Below are 25,346 nucleotides of genomic sequence, written 5' to 3'. Positions count from 1 at the left end.
GCACAAAATGTTCCAGACAGCTCTGTTCGTCAGCGAACCGCTCGAAAAAATCCTTGAATGTCATCATGTTCTTAGTTTTGACACAAACCAAGAACCATGCACCGTAACCAATTTACGGGGTCGGATTGCGGATAATCATTATGATTAATTATTCTCTCAATGCTCATCTACAATATGTTCGGGGTCTCCGAATTTTACCACGAACGTGGTTCCTTTTCCCTCCACGCTTCCAACGTCAATGGAACCGTCCAAAGATTCCAGTTGATGCCGCACCAGAAAAAGCCCTACTCCGTGGGCTTCGGGGTTCCGATGGAAGGTCTTGTAAAGTCTGAACAGGCTTTCTCCGTGTTTCTGAAGGTCGATGCCCTGTCCGTTGTCCTTGCACTCTAAGAAAACGCGGCCTTCGTAACGCCATGTTTTCAGTTCTATCACAGGTTTGCGGTCGGGGTGGCGGTAGCGGATGGCGTTGGATATCAGGTTCAGCATCACACTTTTGAGGTGATCGGGCGCATAGAGGATCTCCGTGCATTCACCGAAGTTTTCGAGAATGACCGCTCCCGACTCGTTGATCTCTGAGCTGAGTTCCAGTTTGATCTCATCCACCAGATCAACGAATTTGAGGATGCGTGCCTCGTGCAGCGGATTGCTTTGCGTAAGCACGTGCGAAATATCGTCCAGCGTCCGCATCAGTTGATTGCCGCTTTTTACCAGCAACGGCATGATCTGTTCCCTGCGTTCAGCATCTGCCTCATCCAGTTCGCGCACCAGCGCCACCAGATTGGCAGAGGGCGCGCGCAGATTGTGTGAGGTGATGTAAGCGAAATTTTCCACTTGTTGCTTCTTACGTGAAATTCTGGAAGAAAGAAGTTTCAGTTCGGAAACGCGCTGCTCCAATTCGGCTGTTTTCGAGTCAACCGCAGCCTGAAGTTCAACAGGGCTTTTGTAAGAGAGGGCTTTAGGGATCGCTTTCACCATGGCCACAACCGTAACAATAGAAACGATAGCAGTTGCAGCCAACACAATGGCGTTCACTCGATAGATAGGAAGCCAGAAGATGATGGCGTCTATCAAATGCGTAGTTCCGCAAAGCGAGATGAATGCAATGAAAAGCCAGAAAACTTCACGGAAAGGAAGATCCCCCCAGCGTTTCCGCACAAAGTAGATCATGGCAATGGGAATGGCCATGTAGGCCAGAAAGATCGTGAAGTCTGATACGATATATATCCAGCCGTGGAAGGATGTCCATTTGCCACAGACCCAACGTGGCATAAATTGATCCGATTCCAACAATCTTCGAAAGAAGTCGATCACCTGCTCCATTGTTCAATGTGTGATGGTTAACAACAGGACAGTTCCGCGAGCCGATCAACGCGGACAGTTCCAAATTCACCTTCTAAGGTACACAACTGTTGCTGGAAATGCAATGTTGTCTGTCGACAAAAATTGCATGTACGTACTGGGACAGGATCAGAAAAGGATCTTGTACTGCAAAAGCGGGTAGATGCCCAACTGGTTCACATTCACCAATTTGTTCAGGTCGGGGTTGTACTGATTGTACAACGGATTCTGCTTGTCCGTCACATTTTGGCAAGATGCCGAAAACTCCTGCGTAAGCTTCGGGCGGCTCATGCGGTAGGTCAGTCCAAGGTCCAATCGGTAGTACGGCTGGAACTGCTGCGAATAGGCTGCCTCATCCACATATACAGCCTTCTTGGCCAAGGCAGATGCCTGAAGGTCGATAGGCGTGTAACGCGAACCTCCCGCAATGGTGAACTTCACATCGAATTTCAACGAATGTTTGGTGGCCTTTCGCAGATCCTGCTTCTTGGTCCATCGCTTCAGTTTGCGTTCGCTGAAAGTTGGTTTTGGCAATCGCTCGCGGGGGTTTTTGCGGTTCAGTCGCAGCTCGTAACCGCCAAGCACGTTCACCACATAATTTCCGTTGAAAACCGTGTTGCGCACAATACCATCGCTGGCCACGTATTTCGAGTCGTAGAACGATGCCGTGAGCAGCCAGTAATAACCTTTTGTCAGGAATTTCTCGAACGTGATCTCCACTCCGTAGTTGGTTCCCGTTCCACCATTCACAAGGTTGTCAGGTCCGCTTTGCGTAAAACTGCCAACGTTCAGGGAGGAATACGAATTGGTGTCGGCACCGATAACCGCATCATAGATGTATTGGTAATACGCCTCCACTTTGATGCGCATATCCCACGGAAGGCTCCAATCGTAACCCAAAACCACGTGATGGCTCTTCACGAAATCGAGGTTCTTGTTAGGCATTTCCTTCTTTCCTGTAGAATCTTCCATCACCAGGAAATACTTGTCCAGCGTTACCATCTGGCTGTGAAGCCCGTACGCCAATGAAAGTTTGTGGCGTGGATTCACCTTCCATTGTAAGCCCCAGCGAGGTTCCACGGTGTAGGCACCGTTCAGCGTCAGCACTTGGCCGTGCAGTCCTGTGTTCATTGTCCACGAATTGCTCCAGCGCCATTGCCATTGTGCGTAAGGTTGAATGAGTGCGGTCACGCCATCAAAATTTGTCAGCGTTTGGTAACTGTTCCAGCTTGGAATAAAGGCACTGTCCTGCAAAATGGAATAGAAAACCGTGTAGCGCGTGCCAACCTTCAGGTTATGTTTTGCATTGAATTTTATCTTGTAGAAAATGGATGCTTGGAACCGATGGTCCTGGAAGTTCTGCTTGTACCAATCGAACGGGTTCTTGGTCACATCCACACTATCGACCACATCCTGCTTCAGCAAGGTGCTGGCCGCAAAAGTGGTCTTCAGATAGCTCGCATTCTTGAAAAGAAACGTGTTGGAAACTCCGACAACGCCCGTTTTGGTGCGGTTGTAAATATCCAACCCGCCTTGCGAGTAGAAGTTGGTGGAATTGTCCTTCGATTGGCTGGCCAGGAAGTCGATGCTGCTGATGCCGCCCATCCCGAACATCTCGAAAATACCCGCATGTTTGGTAGGAATGCGCACCTTGAAACTGACATCCGAGTATTTCGGCACCGCATCTCCCGTACCAAAATTCACGCCTCCCAATTTGAACAATGCCAAGGTGGAGTAACGGAAATTGATGAGGTACGATGCGCCACTTTTTCTTGAGAACGGACCCTCTGCACCGAGTTCCACGCCATTGAAACCGATCTGCCCCAGAAACTCGTGCTTCTCGTTGTTTCCCGAACGCATTTTCAGGTCGAACACGCCCGAAATACCGTTTCCATATTCAGATGGGAATGCGCCTGTGAGGAAGTCGGAATTTGCCAATACGTTGCTGTTCAGCATGCTCACGGGGCCGCCCGTGGAACCAAGGCTTCCGAAATGGTTCGGGTTGGGGATGTCGATGTCTTCCAATCGCCAAAGCAATCCCGTGGGCGAGTTTCCGCGGATCACAATGTCGTTGGTAGCATCATTCGCACCGCGCACACCCGCAAAGTTGGTGGCCATCCGCGAAACGTCATTCCGTGTTCCCGCATAGCGGGATGCCTCTTCGGTGGAGAATACCCGTGCCGAAACCGTAGCCATTGTGTTGATCACCTCCTCTTTGCTGCGCGAGGCTTTCACCACCACTTCATCTTTCTTCAGCACCTGCTCCACCATTTCAACGTTCAGCACAAGTTCTTTCCCGCTTACCAGCTGCACGCCCGAAAGTGTGCGTGGCTCGTAACCGAGATAGGAGATCTGCAGATCGATACGCCCAACCTTCATCTTGGGCAGATGGAACTTCCCGTCAATGTCGGTGGTGGTTCCAATGATAGGGTCTGAGCCGAGCACCACCACAGCCGCCCCAATGATGGGCATTTTACTTTCCTGATCGGTAACAACGCCACGGATGGTTTGCGTCTGCGCAAGCGCGAACACGGGGATGAACAACAGGAAAAGCTGAGCGAAAAGTCTACTCATCTGCGAGGTTGAAGGCGCAAAAATCGGTTTTTCGTTAAGAATAGAATACGCAGAACAGCGTATTTGACCAGTTGTTCAACGTTGTTGGTCGAAATTTTGGGTAAACAATTGAGGCTTACCCCTTGACAAATTTCACGAGTTTAAGATCAAAGTAAAGGTTGAGCCTTTACCAAGTTTACTCGAAACCGTAATATCTGCGTGCATCGCATTTGCAGCGCGCTGCGCAATGGCCAACCCAAGACCGTTGCCAGCTATGTGGCGGTGTTCCATCGTTCCCGATCGGAAGAACGGGTTGAAGATGTTTTTCAGATCCTCCTCCTTGATGCCGATTCCTTCATCTTTCACCTCAAAAATGGGTCTTCCATTTTCTGTTCTTACCGAAATACTGACAGTCGTATTTGGCTCTGAGTACTTGATGGCATTGCCGACCAGATTACCAACGATAAGCTGAATGTTTTCCTGAGGTACCTTAACCTCTTGCTTCAGTTCGTTGGTGAATTGGGTCTGGATGCCTTTCTTCTTGGCCTCTTTGGCCTGAAGAACCAGAATACTCTGAACGGCATCCGAAAGGTTTATCTGTTGGCTGAGTTTCAAGCTGTCTTCCGATCGGGCCAAGGAGAGCAGTTGTTCCATGGTTTCGGTCAGTCGGTCTATCTCCGCCAGACTCTCCTTCACCTTTGCTTCGTATTCCTCATGCGTTCGGGGTTTTCGGATAAGCACCTCCAATGTTCCCCGCAAAACAGAAAGTGGTGTGCGCAGTTCGTGCGATGCATCAGAAGTGAACTGGCGCTCGCGTTGCATGGCGTCCTCAATGCGCTGCAATAATTCGTTAATGGAGGTGGAAAGCCCATGAAGCTCATCCTGATTGGAGGGCAGTGGAATCCGCTCGTTAAGATTATATCGGGTAATGCGGTCGGTCGTGTCGCGTATGGTACTCACAGGAACAATGCTTCTTCCTGCCAAATAGCGCGAAACGAAGAACAGACCGAACAGAATGATGGGGTAGGAGATGAGCAGCACATTTCGCAGTTTATCAATGACCATCAACGAAGGGCCGAGGGAGACCGCGGCAATGAGGTAACCGTATATTTTGTCTTTTCTGATAATAGGCAAGCGTACCTCGCGCAGATTTCTACCGTTCACGCCAACTGTAAAGTGTTTACGGGTTGGAATGGAGGGGTCGAAGTCGAGTTTCTGTCCGTTGAGGTTGGGAGAATGGTCAACGATGTTGCCTTTTGTGTCCATTACCTGAATGAACATGGGATTGACCGATATCTCATGATGCTCCAGTTCTTCCCATTCTTCCTCATCCGCAAACTGCACGCGGCCTTTTACCACCTGTATCTCCATTAAATGTCTGCTGGCCTCTTTGGTCAGGTCGTTGTCCACGTTGTTTAAAACTGTGGCACGAACGATGAAAAATACTGATGCAAAGACCACGGCAATGACCAGCGCAGTAGCGATCATGTAATTGAAAGCGATCCTGTCTTTGAAGCTCAGGCTCATGGTTCTTTGGCAATGTAACCGATTCCTCGCACCGTTTGAATGTAATTTTCGTCCTCTCCCAGTTCCAACTTCCTACGAAGTGCGTTGATGTACACATCAATGACCCCAGAATTGTACTCAAAATGAATGTCCCACACGTTTTCCAAAATCTGCGTGCGATTGCAGACCACACCCTTGTTTCTCAATAGAAACTCAAGCAGACCGAACTCTTTTTGCGTAAGATGAACCTCCTTATTGTTCTTGAATGCCTGATGACTTGAAGTGTCCAACCTGATAGGGCCGAGGTAGAGTTGTTCGTGTTCTACTTGACCGCTACGTAGCTGCACGCGAATGCGTTCCAGAAGTTCGGCAAAGTGAAAAGGTTTCTTGATGTAATCGTTGCCTCCTGCCTGAAGTCCAGAGATGGTCTCATCCACCGTGTCCTTTGCTGTGAGGAAAATGACAGGCGTGATTTTAAATTCTTCCCTGAATTTTCGGCAAAGCTCCACACCGCTCATTTTAGGTACCATCCAATCCAACAGCAGCAGGTCATAGTCGCCAGAAAGTGCCAATATCAACCCTTCTTTACCATCTGTGGCCACATCAACATCAAAGCCTTCTTCTTCCAGACCTTGTTTCAGAAAATTGCAAATACCTACTTCATCTTCGACAACCAGAATTCTCATATCGGAAGGTGTTGATTTGGATCATCAAAATGCTGATCGAATATACGATGGATGCCATCAGAGGCCGTCCAGTAAAAAAGAAAAGGTGCCGCAAAGCACCTTTTCATGGTAGTGGATTTTGGTTCTCAGTTCACCAGCAATTTCTTGATGGTGGATTTTCCTCCTGTTTCAAGTTTAACGAAGTAAACTCCCGTGTTCAGGCTTTTCGAACGGACATCGATCTTGATGTCTGCCTTGCCATTGTGTTTCTCCTCGATCACTTTTCTTCCTTGCACATCAAACATGGTCACCAGAATCTCATCATCCACGTCTCGTGCTGCAATATGAAGTTCATCAACCACAGGATTCGGGTAAACGGTTAGAGACTTGATATTGCTTTCCGTAATTCCAACGCTCGACATTTCATTGAATGTGAATGTTTGAGGCAATATCACGTCACCGCTGGTTCCTCCATTGCCGTTGGCAAAATTGAACGAACCGTAAAAGGTCACGCTTCCTGTTCCAGCCGTTGGGGCCGTCCAATCGAATGTATATGTTTTGGAACCTCCCGAACCGAAGATGCCATTGAAGGTCTGTGTCAGATATTTGGAACCTCCGTTCAGCGTTGTTCCAGCGCCAGAGGCGGTCAATGATCCCACCAAAGCTCCTTGTTGGGTCTGTGGAGAAAGCGAAAACCCGAATACCGATCCACCATTGGACATGGTAATGGTCATATTGTAGGTCTGTCCGCCAACATATCCGTTCGATGGGATTCCTGTCAGGGTAACGGTCTGATTGGTAGGAGATGGTCCGCCCGAATGGCATCCGCTTCTGGCACAAGTGTGTCCGTTGTCTCCTGGCGAACCTGTATTTCCTGCTGGGGCAGCGTTCGGATTTGTATGTGCCATACGGAAGTTGGCATCATAGACCAGTCCTGCCATTAACAGAACAGATAGGACAAGGGTAATTTTCTTCTTCATGAATTAAGATTGATAATTAAACATCATCATCTCGGATAGCGACCGAAACAGTTCAGTAAAGATTCGATGTTCTCAGAAGAAATCTACCCAGGGCCATGTTTTTTAAGATGATTTTAAGAGACGATCCCTGCACTCAATGCCCACCGTCTTCCTCCTCGGTATTCTTCATTTTGGCAAGAACTGAGAACGCGCCTTTGGTTACCAGTTGCACGTCCTTCGTGTCCATGTTTTCCAAGAACGAGATCTCTGTATACCCATCTTCCACAGCGCCTTTCTGAACTTCTGTCATGTGAAACGTGTAATCACCCTCATTCTGCGTATTTTCCACAATGTAAACGTAGTTCTTGCCACCCGACATGACGATGGCTTCATCTGGTACGGCATTCACCTTATTGTCGCTCAGTTCAATTTGCGCATTGATGTACATGCCAGGCAGTAGGTCGGTATCTTCCTTCTCCAAGTGGGCATGAACACGAACAGAACGGTCCGCATCGATCTTTCTACCAATCAGGTAAACAGACGCCAACCGTTCTTTCTCGCTTTGGTTCGGAAGCGTGAAACGGATGTTCTGACCGATGCGCAGTTTCACCACGTCTTTCTCGTACACCGTAAGTTCGGCATGAAGATGCTCGGTATCCACGATCTCGAACATCACATCCAATGGGTTCACATATTTGCCGATGTTCACATTCACTTCAGAAACGTAGCCCGAAATAGGCGAGTAGATGTTGATCTTTCGTGACAGATTCTCTTCCGTCAGTTCATCTGCTTCAATACCAATGATGGCGAGCTTTTCCTTCAATCCCTTCACCTGTGCTGCCATGCTGTGGTAATCGGCCTTGGTCTGTTCGTAAACTTTGGCCGCGTTCACATTCTCCTCGCGCAGCTTTTCCTGCCGTTTGAATTCCTGTTCCAAGTATTGCAGCTTGCTTTTCTTGTTCAGGTAATCCTCCTGCAACTGCACGTAATCGGGATGCTCCAGAACGGCCAACACCTGTCCTTTGCTGACGCGCATGCCTTGCAGCAGATCGGTGTTTTTCACAAATCCGCCCATCGGGGCCGAAACGCTGATGAGATTCTGAGGCGGAGCGCTCAGAACGCCATTCACCTTCAGCACATTGCTGAGGATTCGCTGCTCGATCTTGCCAATTTCAATTCCCGCCATGTTGTATTGCGCTTCGGTGAATTGAACAAGGTTTTCGTGTTGTGGATGGTCTTCCTGCACCGTTGGTTCTTCGGCAGGTTTCTCTGCTTCCTGCTTGCAGGATGATAAAAAGATAACGCTTGAAATGAGCGTGAGGAAAATCGCTCTGGTGAGTGTTCTGTATGTTGATGTGATCGTGTTCATGATTGAAATTTCTTCTGAATGGATTTATTTGATTCCTGCGAGGTATTCGATGTGGACGACCGCCTGATTGTAGCCGTTCAGCGCATCGAGCCACGCATTTTTAATGGTCATGGATTGATGGATGGCCTGCACATATTCCACGTAGCCGATGGCCCCATTTCGGAAAGCACTTTGCGCGTTTTCCAGCATCAGGTCCGATTGTTTCAGAGCCGTGTTCTCGTAATACTCCAAGCTGCTTTTATACTTCAGATACTGCTGCACGGCCTGTGCGTACTCGCCTTCCAAGTTGTTCTGATAGTTCTCATGGTCCGCCTCGGCCATTTTGGCTTTGGTGCCAGCCGCCTGCACCTTCGCCACGTGCGGTCGGAGCCACAACGGAATGGCCACACCGACCTGAAATCCCTGAAACCGCTTGCTTGGCCCGAAGAACTGATCGACCCCGTTCACGGTCTGGTCACCGATCAGCGATTGGTTGAAATATCCAATGCTGATGTCGGGCAGCAACTTGGCCTTTTCGAGAGATTGCGTCTTCTCCCAAACCTTTATCTGCTGTTGCGAAAAGGCAAGAGCGGGGTTTTTCGAGACACCCGAACTGTCCAACGCGGTTTCCAGTTCTCGCTTGGTTGGATTTGTTTGGATGTCAGCAAGCGGTTGATCTGAATTGAGTAGCGTTTGAAGTTGCGAAGTGGCGATTTCCACGTCTGCTTCTGCCATTTGCAGTTGGTTGCGTACTTCCATCAGTTGCGTTTCGGCCGTGGTCTTTTCCAGCAGACTGCTCTCACCCGTTGCGTAACGGATCTGCGCAGCATTCGCAAAATCAGCGAAAAGGCTGTCCAGCCGATGATAGAGTTGCCGTTTGGCCTGTGCGTTCATCAACTGATACCAAGCCGATTTTACGCGTGTTGCCAGTTCATTCTCCGTCATTTGCTGTTGCAAGCGGCTGCTTTCGATGTTGGCATTGGCCAGCCCCGCATTCTTGGCATACACCGTGGGGAAAGCGAAGTTCTGTGAAACCCCGATGTAATTGTCGTTGCTGTAGATGCTGTTGTATTGCCCGTGCTGCCAACTGACCTGCGTTTTACCGATGTCGGAGGCCGTTTTCTTGAGCTGCATGTTCCTTTCCACATCCAGCTTTGCGGAGCGCATGGTCGGATTGTTCTGCAATGCCTGTTCAATGGCCGTTTCCAGCGTTAGGCCATTCTGTGCCTGTGATAGCGATGGAAGCAGCATCATACCGATGATCAACGCATTGGCAGCCATCTTGGCCGAACGGCCGAATCCTTTTTCGAAATAGATGTAAAGCACAGGAAGTACCAGCAGCGTCAGTAGCGTAGCAGAGATGAGCCCCCCGATAACCACGGTTGCCAGCGGGCGTTGCACTTCCGCACCTGAGGAGGTTGATAGTGCCATCGGCAGAAAGCCGAACGAGGCCACCAACGCGGTCATCATTACGGGGCGCAGACGCACTCTGGTTCCTTTCAGCACGCGTTCGTGCAGGTCGGTCACGCCTTGTTCTTTCAAGCGGTTGAACTCACCGATGAGGACAATTCCGTTGAGAACTGCCACACCGAACAGCGCAATGAATCCGACACCTGCCGAGATGCTGAACGGCATATCGCGCAGATACAGCGCAAAGATGCCTCCGATGGCCGACAGCGGAATGGCTGTGAAGATGAGCAGCGACTGTTTGATGGAACGGAACGTGAAGAAAAGCAGGACGAAGATCAGTAGCAACGCTACAGGTACCGCAATGGACAACCGTTGGCGCGCTTCCACCAGGTTTTCGAACTGCCCACCATACGTTGGGTAATATCCCGTTGGGAAATCGATGTTCCGATCGACCTTCTCTTTGATCTCGGCCACAATGCTTTCCACATCGCGGTTACGCACGTTGAAACCGATGATGATCCTTCGTTTCGTGTCATCGCGTTGTATCTGCGATGGACCGTCTTTGAAATTGATGTCCGCCACTTGGTTCAACGGGATCTGATGGCCGCCCGGTGTATTGATGAAGAGATTTCTCACATCTTCCAGGTCGTGACGATGCTCGTCATCCAGTCGGACAACGAGGTCGAATCTGCGTTCACCTTCGTAGACCTTGCCCGCGCTTTTGCCAGCAAATGCGGTTTCAATGGCGGCATTCACGTCTTGAATGTTCAGACCATATTTGGCCAGTTCCGCACGGTTGAAGTCGATCTGGATCTGGGGCAATCCCGTAACCTGTTCCACGTACAGATCCTGAGCGCCATCCACGGTTTTGACCAGTTTTCCCACTTGGTTCGCGTAGTCTGAAAGTACGTCCAGGTCTTCGCCATAGATCTTGATGACCACATCTTGACGTGCGCCTGTCATCAGTTCGTTGAACCGCATCTGAATAGGTTGCAGGAACCCGAATGTGACGCCAGGAATATCTGCTAGTGCCTCGCTCATCTTGTTGGCCAGTTCTTCACGGCTGTCCGCGCTCACCCATTCTTCTTTGTCTTTCAGAATGATCATCATATCGCACGCTTCAATGGGCATGGGGTCGGTAGGAATTTCACCCGAACCGATCTTACCGACCACTTGTTCCACTTCGGGGAATCGCTCCAGAATGAGCTTTTCGGCCTTGGTGGCCGCATCAATGGTTTCGGTGAGCGAACTGCCTGTCATTACACGTGTTTCCACGGCAAAATCGCCCTCATCCAACGTGGGAATAAACTCTCCACCCATGTTCATGAAGGTGTAGAGGCTGAACGCGAACAGCAGCACAGCCGTTGCGATGACGGTTTTCTTCTGTTTCAGTCCCGTGTTTATGACAGGCGAATACATGCGCTGGAAGAAGTGCATGATCCTGTCGGAGATGTTTTCTTTCTGTTCCATTTTGCGGCTGAGGAACAGCGCAGACATCATTGGCACGTAGGTCAAACTCAGAATGAAGGCCCCGAGAATAGCGAACGATACGGTCTGCGCCATGGGGCGGAACATTTTGCCTTCCACACCCACAAGTGCCAGAATGGGCAGGTAAACGATCAGGATGATGATCTCTCCGAACGCGGCAGAACTTCTGATCTTGGTGGTGGCGTTGAACACCTGTTCATCCATCTGTTTCCGCGTCAGCTTGCCCGAAAGCTTTCCGTGCATGATGCTGTGAACAATGCTCTCTACAATGATCACCGCGCCATCCACGATCAGCCCAAAGTCGATGGCCCCAAGGCTCATCAGGTTGCCCGATACACCAAAGAGATTCATCATGCCCAAGGCAAAAAGCATGGCCAGCGGAATGACCGAGGCCACGACCAGCCCTGCGCGGATGTTTCCGAGAAGTAGAATGAGAATGAATATGACGATGAGCGCTCCTTCCACAAGGTTCTTTTCCACGGTTCCGATGGCTCGGTTCACCAAGCGCGTACGGTCAAGAAATGGCTCTACGACCACACCTTCGGGAAGCGTTTTTTTGATCTGCTCCATGCGCTCTTTGACATTGGCGATGACCTTGGCCGAGTTCTCGCCCTTCAACATCATCACCAACGCACTTACCACCTCGCCTTCGCCATTTCGGGTAGAAGCACCGTAGCGCAGCGCGGTTCCGAACTTCACCTCGGCCACATCGCGGATCAGAATGGGAATGCCCGCAGGATTGCCCTTGATCACAATGCTTCGAATGTCTTCCAGGCTGCCAACGAGGCCTTCACTCCGAATAAAGTAGGCGTTCGGCTGCTTATCGATGTAAGCGCCTCCTGTGTTCTGGTTGTTCTTCTCCAAAGCCGAGAAGACCTCGGAAATGCTCACATTCATGCTGCGCAGCTTCTCTGGGTCGATGGCGATCTCGTACTGCTTGAGCGCGCCTCCGAAACTGCTCACATCGGCCACACCGGGCGTACCCAGCAATTGCCGTTTGATGATCCAATCCTGAATTGTTCGAAGGTCCACCTCAGAATACTGATCCTCGTAGCCTTCTGCCGCGTGCACCACATACTGGTATATTTCGCCCAAACCTGTGGTAAGCGGTGCCATCTCAGGACTTCCAATTCCTTGCGGAATCTGCGCTTTGGCCTCGGTCAGCCGTTCGTTCACCTGCTGCCGCGCCCAATACACGTCCACATCTTCTTCAAATACGATGGTGACCACCGATAACCCGAAGCGGGAAAAGGAGCGCACCTCTTCAATGCCTGGAATGGTGGCCATGGTAAGCTCTACCGGAAAGGTGATAAGCCGCTCGATCTCCTGTGCGGCCAACGAAGGTGTTACGGTGATCACCTGCACCTGATTGTTGGTAATGTCGGGCACCGCATCGATGGGAAGCTGCGAGAGCGAATAACCGCCCCAAGCGATGAGACCCAGTATGGCAAGGCCGATAATAAGTTTGTTCTCAATAGAGAAACGGATGATACTGTTCATTTCAATAATATTTCCTGATGGATGAATGGTTCAATGCCCCTTCCGAGTGCGGAAAAGCCAAAGGCGCAACCATGCGAAATGGTCGCTGGATCAGGAAACGGAAGGAGGGCCTCGTCTTGAGGCGGCACTTATGTGCGAGCAGTTGTAAGGACCATCAACCCACGGAGTGTAGGCAATCGTTTTAGATGAAGTTTCTTCAAGGTTTGTTGGAACGAATGATACCAGAACAGCTGCCAGTTGCAACTTGGCCTCGTCCAAGGAAAGCTCGTTGGCCCTGGAACAGAGAAAAAGTTCGGCAACGTCCGTGTGATCCGATTCGCTGAGAATACAAATGAGCATGTCCATTATGCCATTATCGAAATGACCTTCATGCTGCACATGCGTATGGTCTCCGCTGTAATCGGCATCGTGAAAGTGATGCTGGTGATGATTGCCGTGTTCCATTCCATGTTCATACACAGGAATGTTCAATTCATTCGCGTAATGCATGTGTGGAATGGCGCCATGCACAATTCCCACCGAATAGACCAGTAGCAGAAAAAGAGACCCTATTTGCTTAAAGAGCGGCATGGTTTGCAAAAGTATTCAACACGCAAAGTGTAACTGTCGTTCAAACTTATTTGTTCCGATCTGACGATGCAAAGATACGATGTCAATTGCTCTCTGGTCTTGGTTGGCACTTAAAATTGGCTTAAAAGCAGATTATCAGCTACGTGCCAGCCACATGGCGCCTGTGCGTATAAGCCACCAATGCCGATAACAATAATGCGGTAACAAGTGTGGCAGGAATGGTTCCAAGATCCAGTCCTCCGCTATCGAGCGGTTTGGTCAGCAGGTCGCCAAAGGTGGCCCCGAACGGACGGGTAAAGATGAAGGCGATCCAGAACAGCAGCACTTCATTCAATTTGGTGAAATAATGCAACACGGCCACCACACCGATGATGCCTGCCGTGACCAGCGCACCGTTCACGTAGCTCAGTCCAATGTCATCACTCAGATAATCGCCAAAGGCGGTACCCAAACTGTTGGAGATGAGAATGGCCAACCAGTAATAAAGCTCCACGCGCCTGTCGGTAACTGGGAAGACGCGGATGCCAGCTTCCCGCTTGTGCCAGAAGAACAGCACGGCCAAAAGAGATGAAAGCAGAATGATGGAGCCCCACGTGTAGCCCAGACCCAACGTGCGGTCCATGAAATCGGATATCTCCGTGCCTACCGTGGTTGTTCCCACAATAACCAACCAATAAAGCACCGTATGGAATTTATCGGCTCGCAATTGAAGGAACAGGAATATCAGAAACGCGATGGAGGTGATGATGAGGCTGACGCTGTAGCCGATGTTGAGCGTCATGGCCAAGAGGTCGCCTGTGGTTTCTCCCAAAGTGGTGGCCAACACCTTCATTATCCAGAAGGCAAGCGTAATGGAAGCGACCTTATTCAGTGCTGGGTCTTTCGTTTTCATGTAAATTGTGTTTGTAGACGGAAAAAAGAAAGGCCGCATTTGAATTTGCGGCCTTCCTATTAATTCTGATCAATCATCATCCTCGTCATGTTCATCGTCTTCCGAATCTCCATGTTCATCTTCCTCCTTCACTTCCTTTTTCACCACTTTGCCATTTGCATCCATGGCCACTTCTATGTCTGACTCTCCTTTCTCCAGTTCGAATTCGTAGAAGGTGCCTTCGTTCTTCTCAGAGATCTCGGCCTCTTCAATGTCGTAGCCGGCAAATTCGGTGTCCAACGTTTTTTGAACACTGGCAGGAATCTCCGACCGTTTGATCTCATATTCCGTCTCCTGCCAAGTGCCATCGTTCAGGAAATTGGCAGAATATTCCTTGCCGTTCATTTTGAATTCGGCTTCCCATTCTTTGTCATTTTCCTTGTCCCACTTGGCATTTTGGGCATCAGGGAATTTCTTGTGGAAAGCTGCCTCCACAGCTTTCGGGGCGGTTTCACTTTTCTGTCCGCAGGCAGCGGTTGCGAGAAGCGCAACAGAGAGCGCAATGAGCATTGACTTTTTCATAGTGTCTGACTTTTAGTTTAAATCTATGGTCAAAGCTCATGCACGAATTGGTAGAAATTCTGAATCTTCCAGTATCTGGAGAAGTATATTTCACTCCTCGCTGTCTTCGTTCTCCTCGCTCTTGTAGGTCTTTTTCATTGAAGAACCGTCTGCGGTGATCTCCACTTCCACTTTCTCATCAGCATTTTCCAGTTCAAACGCATATACGTTTCCCAATGCGCGCTCAGACAGTTCGGTTTCTTGCACCTCATGGTCTGGAAATTGGGTGTCTATCGTATGCATTACATCTTCTGGAACCTCAGCAAGCGAGATCTCATATTCGGTTTCCTTCCACGTTCCATCCTTCAGAAAATTGGCCGAATATTCCTTTCCGTTCAGTTCAAATTCCGCTTCCCATTCGTTGGCGTTTTCTTTTTCCCATTTCACTTTCTGTGCATCAGGGAATTTCTGGTTGAAAGCGGTCTCCACTTCTTTCGGAGTGTTTTCAGCTTCCTTTTCGCTGTGGCCGCAGGCCGAAGCAAGCACCAGAACAGATAATAGTACGGGGAATGATCTTTTCATGATAAATGAGGCTATGAAAGTTGTTGAATTAGATTTTCAAGTTTTGATGGAGAATGCATGCATTCCGTTTTCGAAAGCGTAAGAAATGTTCCAACGGTAACGCCCGCAGATCTCCTTTGCAATGGCCAGTCCGAGGCCGCTGCTCTGGCTGTTTTCGGATGAGTGCGAGAACCGCTCAAACAGTTTGGCCTCATCCAATTTTCCATTTCCCGAATTGGCAATGGAAAAGTCGTTTTTCTCCAGTTCGATGATGATGGTGGCGCCCGCCTGGCTGTGCGTTATGGCGTTGACCAGCAGATTATTGACCAGCATTTCCAGCAGCGTTCGGTTGCACTCCACAACGGTGTCTTCAAGCGTTACACGTTCTACCGAAAGCTTTTTTTCGGTGATGTGATCTTCCAGCAGTTCGAGGCTTTCGTTGATGGTTTCTGAAACGGAGACCTTTTCCACATCACCGAACTGTTGGTTCTCGATCTTGGCCAACAGCAGCAGGTTCTTGTTGATGCGCGAAACGCGCGAAAGCGGCACCGAGATGCCTGCGATCAGCTCGGCCTGTTCTTCTTGCAGCGATTCGTGCTGTAGCAGCAGCTCCAATTTGGAACGCAGCACCGCCAACGGTGTCTGTAGTTCATGCGAAGCATTTTCAATGAACTCCTTCTGCTGATTGTACGTGGAAACGCTGCGCAGGATCAGTTGCTCCACGGTGCGGTTCAGCTGATCGAATTCCTCAATGTCGCTTTTTTCGAAGTGGATGTTCGGGTTTCTGTTCAGGTCGAATGCGGTCAGTTTTTCCAGCGTAGCGTAGAATGGTTTCCACACGTGCTTGGAGATCTGCCTGTTGAGGATGATGAACCCGAGCAGCAGCAGCACGAAGAACAGCACCGTGACCGCAGCAATGGCGCTTAGGGTCTCATCGGCCTCTTCCACGTTGGTTTCCGTTCGCAGCCGATACGTCCTTCCGTTCACATTGATGTACGATTGCAGCCCACGGAAACGGTCGGTCTCCAGTTCGTTGCCGAAATCGGTGGTACGCGTAACGGTGTAGAGGCTGTCCTTCGGGCCAACGGTCTTTGGCATCGGTTCCAGCGTGGTGCCCGGTTCCAACACTTTCCAAAGTGCCAGCATGCGTTCCAGTTCCTGCGGATCAAGCGCTGTGCCCGTCAATTTGTTCTCAATGCGCTGCTTGATGATCTGGTTGTGTTCATCCAGTTCGCTGAGCCAGATCCGGTCTACCACCACGTAATACACAGGAACGCTACAGGCCAGCAGCAGCAGGGCATACAGCGCAAAATAACGCAGCGGTCTGTTTAGCAGTTTGCTCATGCCTTCCATTTGTAGCCCGCTCCGTAAACGGTGGTCAGGTAGTTGCCGTAATTGGCCTCGGTGAGTTTCTTTTTCAGGTTCTTGACATGTGCATACACAAAGTCGTGGCTGTCCATCATATCGGCCAGATCGCCCGAAAGGTGTTCGGCCAACGCACTTTTTGAAATGACCTTGTTGCGGTTGCCCAAGAACAACAGTAAGAGGTCGAACTCCTTCCGCGTAAGCATAACAGGCACATCATGCACCGTTACCGCGCGGGCGGGAACATCCACTTTCAGTTCGTTCTGTTGCAACACATTTGCAGTATCGAACTGTTTTCTGCGGATAACGGAGAAGATGCGTGCTGAAAGTTCGGCCAGATGGAACGGTTTTGCGAGGTAGTCGTCCGCCCCGATCTTCAGCCCTGCCACCTTATCTTCAATGGAATTTTTGGCCGAGATGATGATCACCGCTTCCTGTTTTCCCTGTTCGCGCAATGCTTCCAAAATACTGAGGCCACTTCCATCAGGCAGCATCAGATCCAAGAGAATGCAATCGTAATCGTACATGCCGATGCGTTCCATGGCGCTGTCCTTGTCGGGAGCCACTTCGCAACGGTACTGTTCTCCCGAAAGGTACTTCACCATGTCGGCAGCCAGTTCGCGTTCGTCCTCTATGATCAGGATTTTCACACAACGAATGTAACGGGCAAATTCTGAAGAGATTTGGAATTTGGAGTAGCTACGGTTTGAGAAAAGTTAAACTTGATGAACCTCAACCCTTCAGAACCGCAAGCGGAGTTAGTTCTACCAAGATTTCGGCAAGGTCTCTTTGGTTATTCATAACCATATTGATGTCCTTGTAAGCTGAGGTTGCCTCGTCCAGATCTTTCGTATTACGGATGGAATGAACCACGCCTATCTTATCAAGGTGAGCAATTTCCTCTTCCAAGTTTAGCTCGCGCTGTGCTTGCTTTCTACCAAGCTTTCGACCCGCTCCGTGCGAACAGGATTCGAAACTTTCTGGATGACCCAATCCGCGAACGATGTAGGAGTTGGTTCCCTGCGAACCTGGAATCATACCCAATTCGCCTTTTCGGGCACGTGTAGCCCCTTTTCGGTGTACAAGGACATTACTTCCGAAATGGTTCTCCCAAGCAGCAAAGTTGTGCGACTCGTTGATCATCTCACCTGTTCCGAACTCGCCAGCAACCTCAGTTAACGCTTCCATCATTCGGGTCATCATCAGCTTTCGGTTGGCGTACGCAAACTCCACGCAGTACTCCATTTCAGCGAAGTAGTTTTTCGCTTCAGGAGTTTCAATTGGCAGGAATGCCAGATCCATGTTTGGAGTTACCGAAGAATGGTAGCGCTCATTCAACGTTTTAGCAGCCTGATTGTACCAACTTGCTACGCTATGGCCAAGGTTTCGGCTTCCGGAGTGGATCATAACCCACACAAAACCGTCATTTCCTTTCTGAATTTCGATGAAGTGATTTCCACCACCCAAAGAACCGATCTGCTTGGTTGCTTTCACATATTGACGGCTCACGATCTCCAAGTCTTCGTGGCCTTTTGGCATCAACGATTCATCCTGAGGCTCATCATGCCAGTTGAATCCAAGCGGAATCAATTTTCGGGCAACGCCCAACGTTGCTTTCAATTGGTCTTGATCCAAATGTTCGATGCTGGTTTTCATGGCGCACATACCGCAACCGATATCAACGCCAACCGCATTTGGAACAATAACTCCCTTTGTGGCGAGGATGGAACCGATAGGCATTCCGTAGCCTTGATGACTATCTGGCATCAGCGGAATATGTTTGAAGGCAAATGGAAGATTTGCCAAGTTTTTGGCTTGTTCCAAAGCTCCTTCTTCAAGGTCGTCCAACCACATTTTGATTGGCAAACGTTCTGTGCTAACTACTTTTTTCATCTCTTATTTTCTTAATTCGAGACCAAAGGTTTTGCACTACTGCGCAGTCTTTTTGCGTAGGGAGAAATTTCTCAATTTCGGATTGAAATTCAGTAGCGAGACTTCTTTTGATTCAGCATGAATCGAGTGCGGTCTTTATGAATTTCACGATCGGTCGGGTTCAAATTTTTCAGATGTTCAGTTATTTGAGGAGCTTTCTCCATCCGATCGGCAATAATGTCATATGCCATTTCCCGTAAATAATCGGTGGCTTTATCTTGCTGGATATGTTTCAGGGAAACACGTAGGAACATGTCCGAATCCTCGGGATTCAGGTGGTTTTCATATGTCTCAATGATACTCGACCTGAGACTGTCTTCGTCTGGCTGGTTTTTTAAGAATTGCGATAGACACTGCTGCTGTTCAATTTTGTTTACCCACCCATCAATTAACAGTTTCTGAGCCGCATTGAAATCTCCGATTTTGTGTAGGTGAATGTCTGATGCCAGCACATATCGCTTGCCAGCAATGTTCGATTCAATCGCACGCAAATAACTCTTGTTGGCTTCATTGCGATTGCCGATTTCCCTGTAGAGGTCACCAACCTTTTCGTGCTTTTTTAGCTCTTTGTAGAGCTTTATGGCCTCTTGGGTCATTTTACCGGTCTCATAGCACTTTGCGGCCTTATCCTTGTGGTGCGATTTCAGGTAGAGCGCAGCAGCCTCCGGGTACAGCCCTCCTTCTTCAAGACATTCGGCAGCCATTAATGGAAGCTTCAATAATTTGAGATACACGAAAGCGGCTTTTTCGTATTCACCGTTATTACGCAATTGCGTAGCAGTTTGCAGATAAGTGGTCCGTAAAGTGCCGTATTCATCGCTTCCTATAATGGTACCACCACCAGAACTGCTTGTTGAGTCTCCGAAAAGCGACAAGGTTCCCCACAGTTTTGAAAGACGTAATTCCCCAGGTTGATGTCCACGCGAGGTTCCTGCCTCATCCAGCGGAATGGCATACTTCAACGCCTCAAAAGGATCTTTCTCAAACATGTTCAGCAATTTTTTGAGCTCCTTCTGATTCCGCTCCTCCAGACCTTCAAAGTCTTGCATCATTTGTTCTGCCAGCTTGGAGCCTTTGCTGCCGAAAACCAAGTCTAAGGCCTTGTCCAGTAACGAACCTGTAGCGGTTTTGGAAGTATCGGTGCCCGTAACATTTTTTTCTCCCTTTTGGCTCGATTTGAAGAGAGCACCGTAGGCTGCCAATCGGAGTTTTTCCCATAGGTTCAACGGTTTGTCTTTCAGCTTCTGCCGTTTTGGAAAAACATTTTCCTCCAAATTCTTGAGAGAACTTTCTTCGTCTGGAGGGATTACCTGAAAGCTTCGGATCTGCGAGGGAATGACCACACCGCTCTTCGGCCTGACAGCAAAAATGGAAACTTCCGTTGGCATGGATAGATAATCCACCAGGGAAAGGGGTTCTCCGAATTCAACGGTTCCAACAACAGGGTGGAAAAGAAACTTATTGGAACCGAAAATCCGATCGTAGTGGCTGTCGTCTAAGACCGGGGTAAGTTGGGTGCGTTCTGCAATGAATACATTCGGACGAATGCGCTGACAGAGTTCATTTTTTCCAATTGACCTTGGGTTCAGCTCTTCTGAACGTTCTACAAAGCAACCCCAAATGCTGTTGGCTTTTAAACCTGGAATAGGATAGAGTTGAACCGTATTCAGATTCATTCCTAATGACTGTAATTCCAACACCCACTGCTTAACGCTGCCGGAGCGAATGATGAAACCGAACAGCGGAAACCCATTATTGTCAGATGTCTTGAGCTTAAGTTCCATGAGCTAGTATCTGGGAAATAAATGGGTCAACATATTCTTGGCAGAAGAAGTCAGGTGTTACGATTACTTGCAACATCATTGCCTCATCTGTTGGGAAGTAATCTGCGCGAGCCCCGAGTTCTTTCAGTTGCTCTATGAAGGCTTTAACCTTAACCTCATTCAAATAGCACGGAATGGTGCAAGGCCTATTGTCTATTAGTTCTTTGGCGGTTTTCAAAGAAAGTTCGGTGTTGGAACGAATGGATTTTATGACGGCCAAAGGTGTATCATCAATCGATTTGAGATGAACATGAAACTGCGGCTTACGCTGGTAAAAGGTATTGCCAGAGAATGATGTGTTTGTGGCAACACCTAATGATAGTTCCAAAGCCGATGGAATAAAGATTGAAGGAATTGATGGCGAGGAACTTTCAAGCACAATCATTCCAGAACGAACCATATGCACTTTGCTGCCATCTGGAAAAACGAAAACGCCATTTCCAAGAGGCTCTGCTTCGGCCCTGTAAATGCCCGGATCATTCAGTTTCAGTTTAAAGTGATGGCTATGGTTAAGATGGAACTGATGCTTATTGAACTGCAAGTTTCCATCTTGATTAATGACCACTTTTTCTAGCTTCTTTAGAATGCTATCTCCGTGATAGAGATAGCCGTTCACTTCAGCTATCTCCTTATCTCGAACCGTACGCAGATCATGTGGCTCAATTAGGGTAAAATCGGATTGATGAACATTCCCTGATAGGTCAATCATCCATGAGCCTTTGCCATTGTAATGATGGAAGCCATTACCAGCATATACAAACTGGAGACCCCTGGCATTTTTCCAGTGTTCGAACTTACCTGACACTTGTTCCTGGGTCTCTACGTTCACAATGCAGAACTCTCTGGTGTCTTGTTTGAACAGGAAAACATGGTTAACACCATCTGGAGCAAGAACCACCTCAAAGAAGCTGCATTTGAAAGGCAACTTCTGGATGATCATCTCCCAACCTATCTCATGCACTTTTCCATTGTTAACGTGAAGTCGGAAAAGCGCATATTCTTTATCAATTTTAAACAGGTCGCCTGCAACGTTCGGTCGGATTCCAAGATGACCTTGGGCATTGCGGAAAAGTATTGGAATGTGCCCTTCAATAGACTCTTCGGCATTATCTCTGGCCAAACTCCTTGACCAAAGATCTTGCAATGGAAGGTCAATCCGCTGATTATGCTTCAGCCCTTTTCCTTGTCTTTTGTAAATATCTATGGCGCCAAAGGCGTCTGTACGAATGAGGTAAGTGATTGCTTCTGCATTTTCCAATCGTACCCGCTGCATCGAAGAATCACTATCCGTAGTCTTTTCGGTAATAAGAAAGGTCTCTCCTTGAGTGGGTTTCGGTTCCTCAAAGTATCTGTCCAAACCCTTAGCGGCAGATAAAGATGGTTTTACCTTTTCCAATGCGTCAATCAGTCCTTCAACCGAGTCGACCTTTACCGGCTCAAAGTCATCTCCAACAACAATGGTCTCGCACACCATATCGGTCTTGGGGTGGTTGGTAATGGCTATTGCCAAAGAGAACGCCAGTGTTTTTGGGGTTCCCCAATTCTTAACTGATGCATCAATAAGGATGGTTCGTTTCAGGTTGTTTGCGTCCGGTGGCGATTCCTGATTGAGGTAAAGCGACTCATTATTGGCAAGACGTGTAAGGAACAGAAGGTCATCGTTTGCAAATTCTGAAATGAGTAGCCGGTCGAAATTGCCCTTGTTCGCAATGTCAGCGACACCTCCGTTGGCCTGTTGCGCGGTTGCATGGCTGTGAAAAGGAAGGTTCAGACCTGCCCAAAGCGTTTTAACCAAAGCACCAACCCGTTCGGTGCTTTTGGTGCCCAGTAATTCATCAACAAGGTCTTTGGGTTTTTCGGGCGCAGATACGGCAGGATCAACCACATCTGTGATTGGTTGCGTTCCGAACATGGCGTTGGCCAAAGAGTCTGAATCCTGGAACTTGAAATGAAGTATTGAAAGCGGTTCAAACTCCTGCTTTACCACATTGCCGGAAACAACCATGATCTCTTCAAAATCTCGTAGTGCGAAGGTTTCCAGCCATTTGAAATCTTCCAGAGCCTGTTTTACCGAACCGATGTTGTGGCAATTTCTGAACACAGATTCCAATAGAACAATTCGTTTGTGCCGATCAGCATACCAGTAATGTAGCTTGTTCAGATCATGTAGGAATGCAAATCCGGCCCTGCACATGCTTTGAACATGAGGCTCCAGGTCGATTTTCTCAATGATGGCCTCGATCTTTTCTAGGTTGGCCTTACCGTTGGAATCGGTAGCTACAATTGCCAGCAAAAATGTTCCGAACGGGGGGAAACCATTGCTGCGTAGTGGTCCAAGACATTCCTTGAGTAGTTCTGTATAGGCAATCGTGTTGCCATTGGGTATGGCAATAACGGAGGCGTCCTCCCACATCCAGAAATAGTTGGTGTATGGCTGTAGAAATCGAGACTTCACGGAAGTTCTGTTTGATTAGCGGATAAACGGACAGAACTGCGCGAAAGTGGTACAACATTCTCTTTTGGAACCGTAAAGAATCTGGCATCCTCACTCCAAACAAACAGGTTGGTTCTTTCGGCATCCATTCTTAGGTGCATTTGTTCGGCAAGGATGTAGAGTTCAAATTCAGATCCGATAGGAACAATGGCCTGACCTTGTTGGTAATATGCTTTACCGTTGAGGGGTAAAAGTGGTCGTCCGAACACCAACGCCTCGTTTTCGTTCAACCGAACCCACGAAAGCCCTTTTAAACGAATAGTCGGAGCTGCAGAGGTGTATGTTTCGAGTGTTTGCAGTTTGACTCTGAGTACGTTCGGTTCGTGCTCAATGTTTGACTCAACCAATTGCACATCCCATTGCTGGTCAATGCCAAAAAAGTTATGATTCAATGAGCCCAGTGTCACATCAACCGCACGATTGATGGGCGTCCATAGTAACGATGTTGGCATTTTCATGGCTGGAAGCAAACTTCCCGTAGGAAACAGGTTGCCACAACGCTCGTAGTAGGTTGATTTGTTTGGTATGACAAGTACAACGGTAGCGTTGATCAACGCCTCGCAGAATCCCGTAACCCAGGTTTTGGTACCATCTCGGGCAACCTTTAGGTGCTGATAAGACATAAGGCCTCGGAGCGCCTCATCATCCCCACCATCAATTACTAGGTAGTAGTTCAGACCGCTTTCAGCATTTCTTCCCACAACGATTCAATTTCTTGTGTTATATGATCACGCTTAACGGCTTCTTTTATCCACGCACAACGGGTTTGTAAAAACCGAAGTTTATCCTTGATCACGTTCTGTTCTTCGAAACTCAATCCGCCATGTTCCCATTTGTCTTTTAGGATGGTTACGTCTTTCATCAATTCCTCTGGGTCTGGAACCTTATTGAATTTGGCTTGCGGATGTGCCTGTTGATTTTGATCCTGATCGATAACGTTATCTACTACACCGGCCAATATTTCTACCTGTTCCTCGGTGTCCCAAATGTATTTGAGCACCCAGAGGTCGCTAAGTATGGCCTGTTTTCTGCCGCTGATTATGGCACTTGCAGCAATCAGATTTTGAATCTTCACCGCTCTACGGTCAGAAATGGCAATTCCCGTATTTCGTAGGTTATGTACCAGATTGACGTAAGGTTCCAATATCGGACTGAGATCTACTTCTTTGGTGGCACTCTGTAGCGTTTTAATATCCTCAGGAGTTACCGTAGGCCTTACCACTTCGTTGGTCTGTCCCAACTTTCGTCCAGCCAATAGTACCTGATCCAAAAGGTCGGGGTCAACGTAATCGCATTGTATCCTTATCAGAAAGCGGTCAAGAAGAGCGTTGAGGGTCTCGTCTTCGGGTAGCACATTGCTGGCCCCCACAAACATGAGTGCTGGTAGTTTTCTGGTCTCGCGTCCTCTCCTGAATATTTTCTCATTCAAAGACAGTAGCAAGCTGTTGAGTATAGCGCTGTTTGCGTTGAATATCTCATCTAGAAAAATGAGTGAGGCTTCTGGCAACATGCCTTCTGTATTTGTAACCAGATCACCTTCTTTCAACCTCCGAATATCGAATGGGCCGAAAATCTCGTTGGGCTCTGTAAAGCGGGTAAGTAGATACTCGAAGTTTCTCCCATTCTCTACACTGTCAGATAATGCTCTTACAATGGCACTTTTTGCGGTTCCAGGAGGGCCAAGCAGGAACGCGTTCTCATTGGCAACAAGACTGATTCCGAGCAGGTCAATTATCTCATCTTTTCCTACAAAGGAGTCTTTGATGTGCTGTAGAACAGCATTGAGTTTTACTATTTCGTCATTCATTTTCTAATTCTGTAAAAGTGCTCCAATAGTGGTTGCTGTGAATGCCCAAACTTGCCTTCACCCAGGGCTGTAATACATATAGTCTTGCAAGGTCTTGCCTTTGGTACTCAATGACTCTATCTACGTAAAGCTGTAAGACACAGCTATCGGCCAAAATGCGCTCAAAATTCAGGTCAGAAACGTCCTTTATGGATGGAATTCCTGAGTAATGCCAAGTGTTAAGTATTGTTTCGATTATTGGAATGAGTTTGTCCTCTGGCTCAATAACCGATAAATGTTTGCCTAACGCAGGAAGAAATCGCAAGCAAAGATCGGCCGATAAGATGGCACTTGCGTCAATATCGTTCTCCCAATTGGGTAGTAGATCTTCCAATTCTCCATCTTGATGTTTTCTATGTAACAGTAGCTGCGCTGATACATACACAACTTCAGCGGCCCAAATGGCCGCATTGGCATTGAACGATGGTGCGTTGGATGGGTATTCCACCTGCTCAAATGCATACTGTTCTTTGAGGTAAATTCCCAGTTCCGTTCGGTCAGACTCAGTTACAAACAGAATGTTATCATATAGGATAACTTCTTCTGATTCTCTCAA

The 25,346-nt window shown here is 48.4% G+C and carries 19 protein-coding genes; all 19 read right to left on the bottom strand.

The window, feature by feature from the left end; all coding sequences use genetic code 11:
• Window positions 1–156 precede the first annotated feature (156 nt).
• Complete coding sequence (locus GC178_01735) at window positions 157–1,320, bottom strand: GHKL domain-containing protein (protein MBI1286274.1); 1,164 nt, start codon at window positions 1,318–1,320, stop codon at window positions 157–159.
• Window positions 1,321–1,467: 147 nt separating this feature from the next.
• Window positions 1,468–3,912: a TonB-dependent receptor gene (locus tag GC178_01730; GenBank protein ID MBI1286273.1), complete on the bottom strand. Its 2,445-nt coding sequence runs from the start codon at window positions 3,910–3,912 to the stop codon at window positions 1,468–1,470.
• Between the two features lie 132 nt (window positions 3,913–4,044).
• Window positions 4,045–5,418, bottom strand: coding sequence for a HAMP domain-containing protein (locus tag GC178_01725; GenBank protein MBI1286272.1), 1,374 nt, complete (start codon window positions 5,416–5,418; stop codon window positions 4,045–4,047).
• The gene (locus tag GC178_01720; protein ID MBI1286271.1) at window positions 5,415–6,083 is read right to left on the bottom strand and encodes a response regulator; all 669 of its coding nucleotides are present in this window, start codon (window positions 6,081–6,083) and stop codon (window positions 5,415–5,417) included. The genes GC178_01725 and GC178_01720 overlap by 4 nt, the downstream gene beginning before the upstream one ends.
• Window positions 6,084–6,208: 125 nt before the next feature.
• Entirely contained in the window at window positions 6,209–7,042 is an 834-nt protein-coding gene (locus GC178_01715) for a T9SS type A sorting domain-containing protein (protein ID MBI1286270.1), read from the bottom strand.
• Window positions 7,043–7,175: 133 nt separating this feature from the next.
• A complete protein-coding gene (locus tag GC178_01710) occupies window positions 7,176–8,390 on the bottom strand; it encodes an efflux RND transporter periplasmic adaptor subunit (protein MBI1286269.1) in 1,215 nt (404 codons plus the stop codon).
• Window positions 8,391–8,414: 24 nt separating this feature from the next.
• Window positions 8,415–12,767 (bottom strand): CusA/CzcA family heavy metal efflux RND transporter, encoded by a 4,353-nt coding sequence (locus GC178_01705; GenBank protein ID MBI1286268.1) that lies wholly within the window; start codon window positions 12,765–12,767, stop codon window positions 8,415–8,417.
• Between the two features lie 90 nt (window positions 12,768–12,857).
• Window positions 12,858–13,337: a hypothetical protein gene (locus GC178_01700; GenBank protein MBI1286267.1), complete on the bottom strand. Its 480-nt coding sequence runs from the start codon at window positions 13,335–13,337 to the stop codon at window positions 12,858–12,860.
• Between the two features lie 139 nt (window positions 13,338–13,476).
• Entirely contained in the window at window positions 13,477–14,229 is a 753-nt protein-coding gene (locus tag GC178_01695; GenBank protein MBI1286266.1) for a hypothetical protein, read from the bottom strand.
• A gap of 69 nt (window positions 14,230–14,298) precedes the next feature.
• Window positions 14,299–14,790 (bottom strand): hypothetical protein, encoded by a 492-nt coding sequence (locus GC178_01690; protein MBI1286265.1) that lies wholly within the window; start codon window positions 14,788–14,790, stop codon window positions 14,299–14,301.
• Window positions 14,791–14,880: 90 nt separating this feature from the next.
• Entirely contained in the window at window positions 14,881–15,351 is a 471-nt protein-coding gene (locus GC178_01685) for a hypothetical protein (GenBank protein MBI1286264.1), read from the bottom strand.
• A gap of 36 nt (window positions 15,352–15,387) precedes the next feature.
• On the bottom strand, window positions 15,388–16,683 hold the full coding sequence (locus GC178_01680) for a sensor histidine kinase (protein ID MBI1286263.1): 1,296 nt from the start codon (window positions 16,681–16,683) through the stop codon (window positions 15,388–15,390).
• Window positions 16,671–17,345 carry a response regulator gene (locus GC178_01675; GenBank protein MBI1286262.1) on the bottom strand — a complete coding sequence of 225 codons (675 nt, stop codon included), beginning with the start codon at window positions 17,343–17,345 and terminating at the stop codon, window positions 16,671–16,673. The genes GC178_01680 and GC178_01675 overlap by 13 nt, the downstream gene beginning before the upstream one ends.
• Window positions 17,346–17,427: 82 nt before the next feature.
• A complete protein-coding gene (locus GC178_01670; GenBank protein MBI1286261.1) occupies window positions 17,428–18,588 on the bottom strand; it encodes an RtcB family protein in 1,161 nt (386 codons plus the stop codon).
• 89 nt (window positions 18,589–18,677) lie between these two features.
• Entirely contained in the window at window positions 18,678–20,411 is a 1,734-nt protein-coding gene (locus GC178_01665; protein MBI1286260.1) for a hypothetical protein, read from the bottom strand.
• On the bottom strand, window positions 20,401–22,905 hold the full coding sequence (locus GC178_01660; GenBank protein ID MBI1286259.1) for a hypothetical protein: 2,505 nt from the start codon (window positions 22,903–22,905) through the stop codon (window positions 20,401–20,403). Before GC178_01660 ends, GC178_01665 begins: the two co-directional genes overlap by 11 nt.
• On the bottom strand, window positions 22,902–23,645 hold the full coding sequence (locus GC178_01655; protein MBI1286258.1) for a hypothetical protein: 744 nt from the start codon (window positions 23,643–23,645) through the stop codon (window positions 22,902–22,904). Before GC178_01655 ends, GC178_01660 begins: the two co-directional genes overlap by 4 nt.
• On the bottom strand, window positions 23,618–24,751 hold the full coding sequence (locus tag GC178_01650) for an AAA domain-containing protein (GenBank protein MBI1286257.1): 1,134 nt from the start codon (window positions 24,749–24,751) through the stop codon (window positions 23,618–23,620). Before GC178_01650 ends, GC178_01655 begins: the two co-directional genes overlap by 28 nt.
• Window positions 24,744–25,346, bottom strand: a complete 603-nt coding sequence (locus tag GC178_01645) for a hypothetical protein (protein ID MBI1286256.1) — start codon at window positions 25,344–25,346, stop codon at window positions 24,744–24,746. The genes GC178_01650 and GC178_01645 overlap by 8 nt, the downstream gene beginning before the upstream one ends.

It is taken from the genome of Flavobacteriales bacterium (assembly GCA_016124845.1).
Classification (GTDB): domain Bacteria; phylum Bacteroidota; class Bacteroidia; order UBA10329; family UBA10329; genus UBA10329.
Note: the sequence above shows the minus strand (reverse complement) of the source record. Positions and strands in the feature narration are given on the sequence as shown.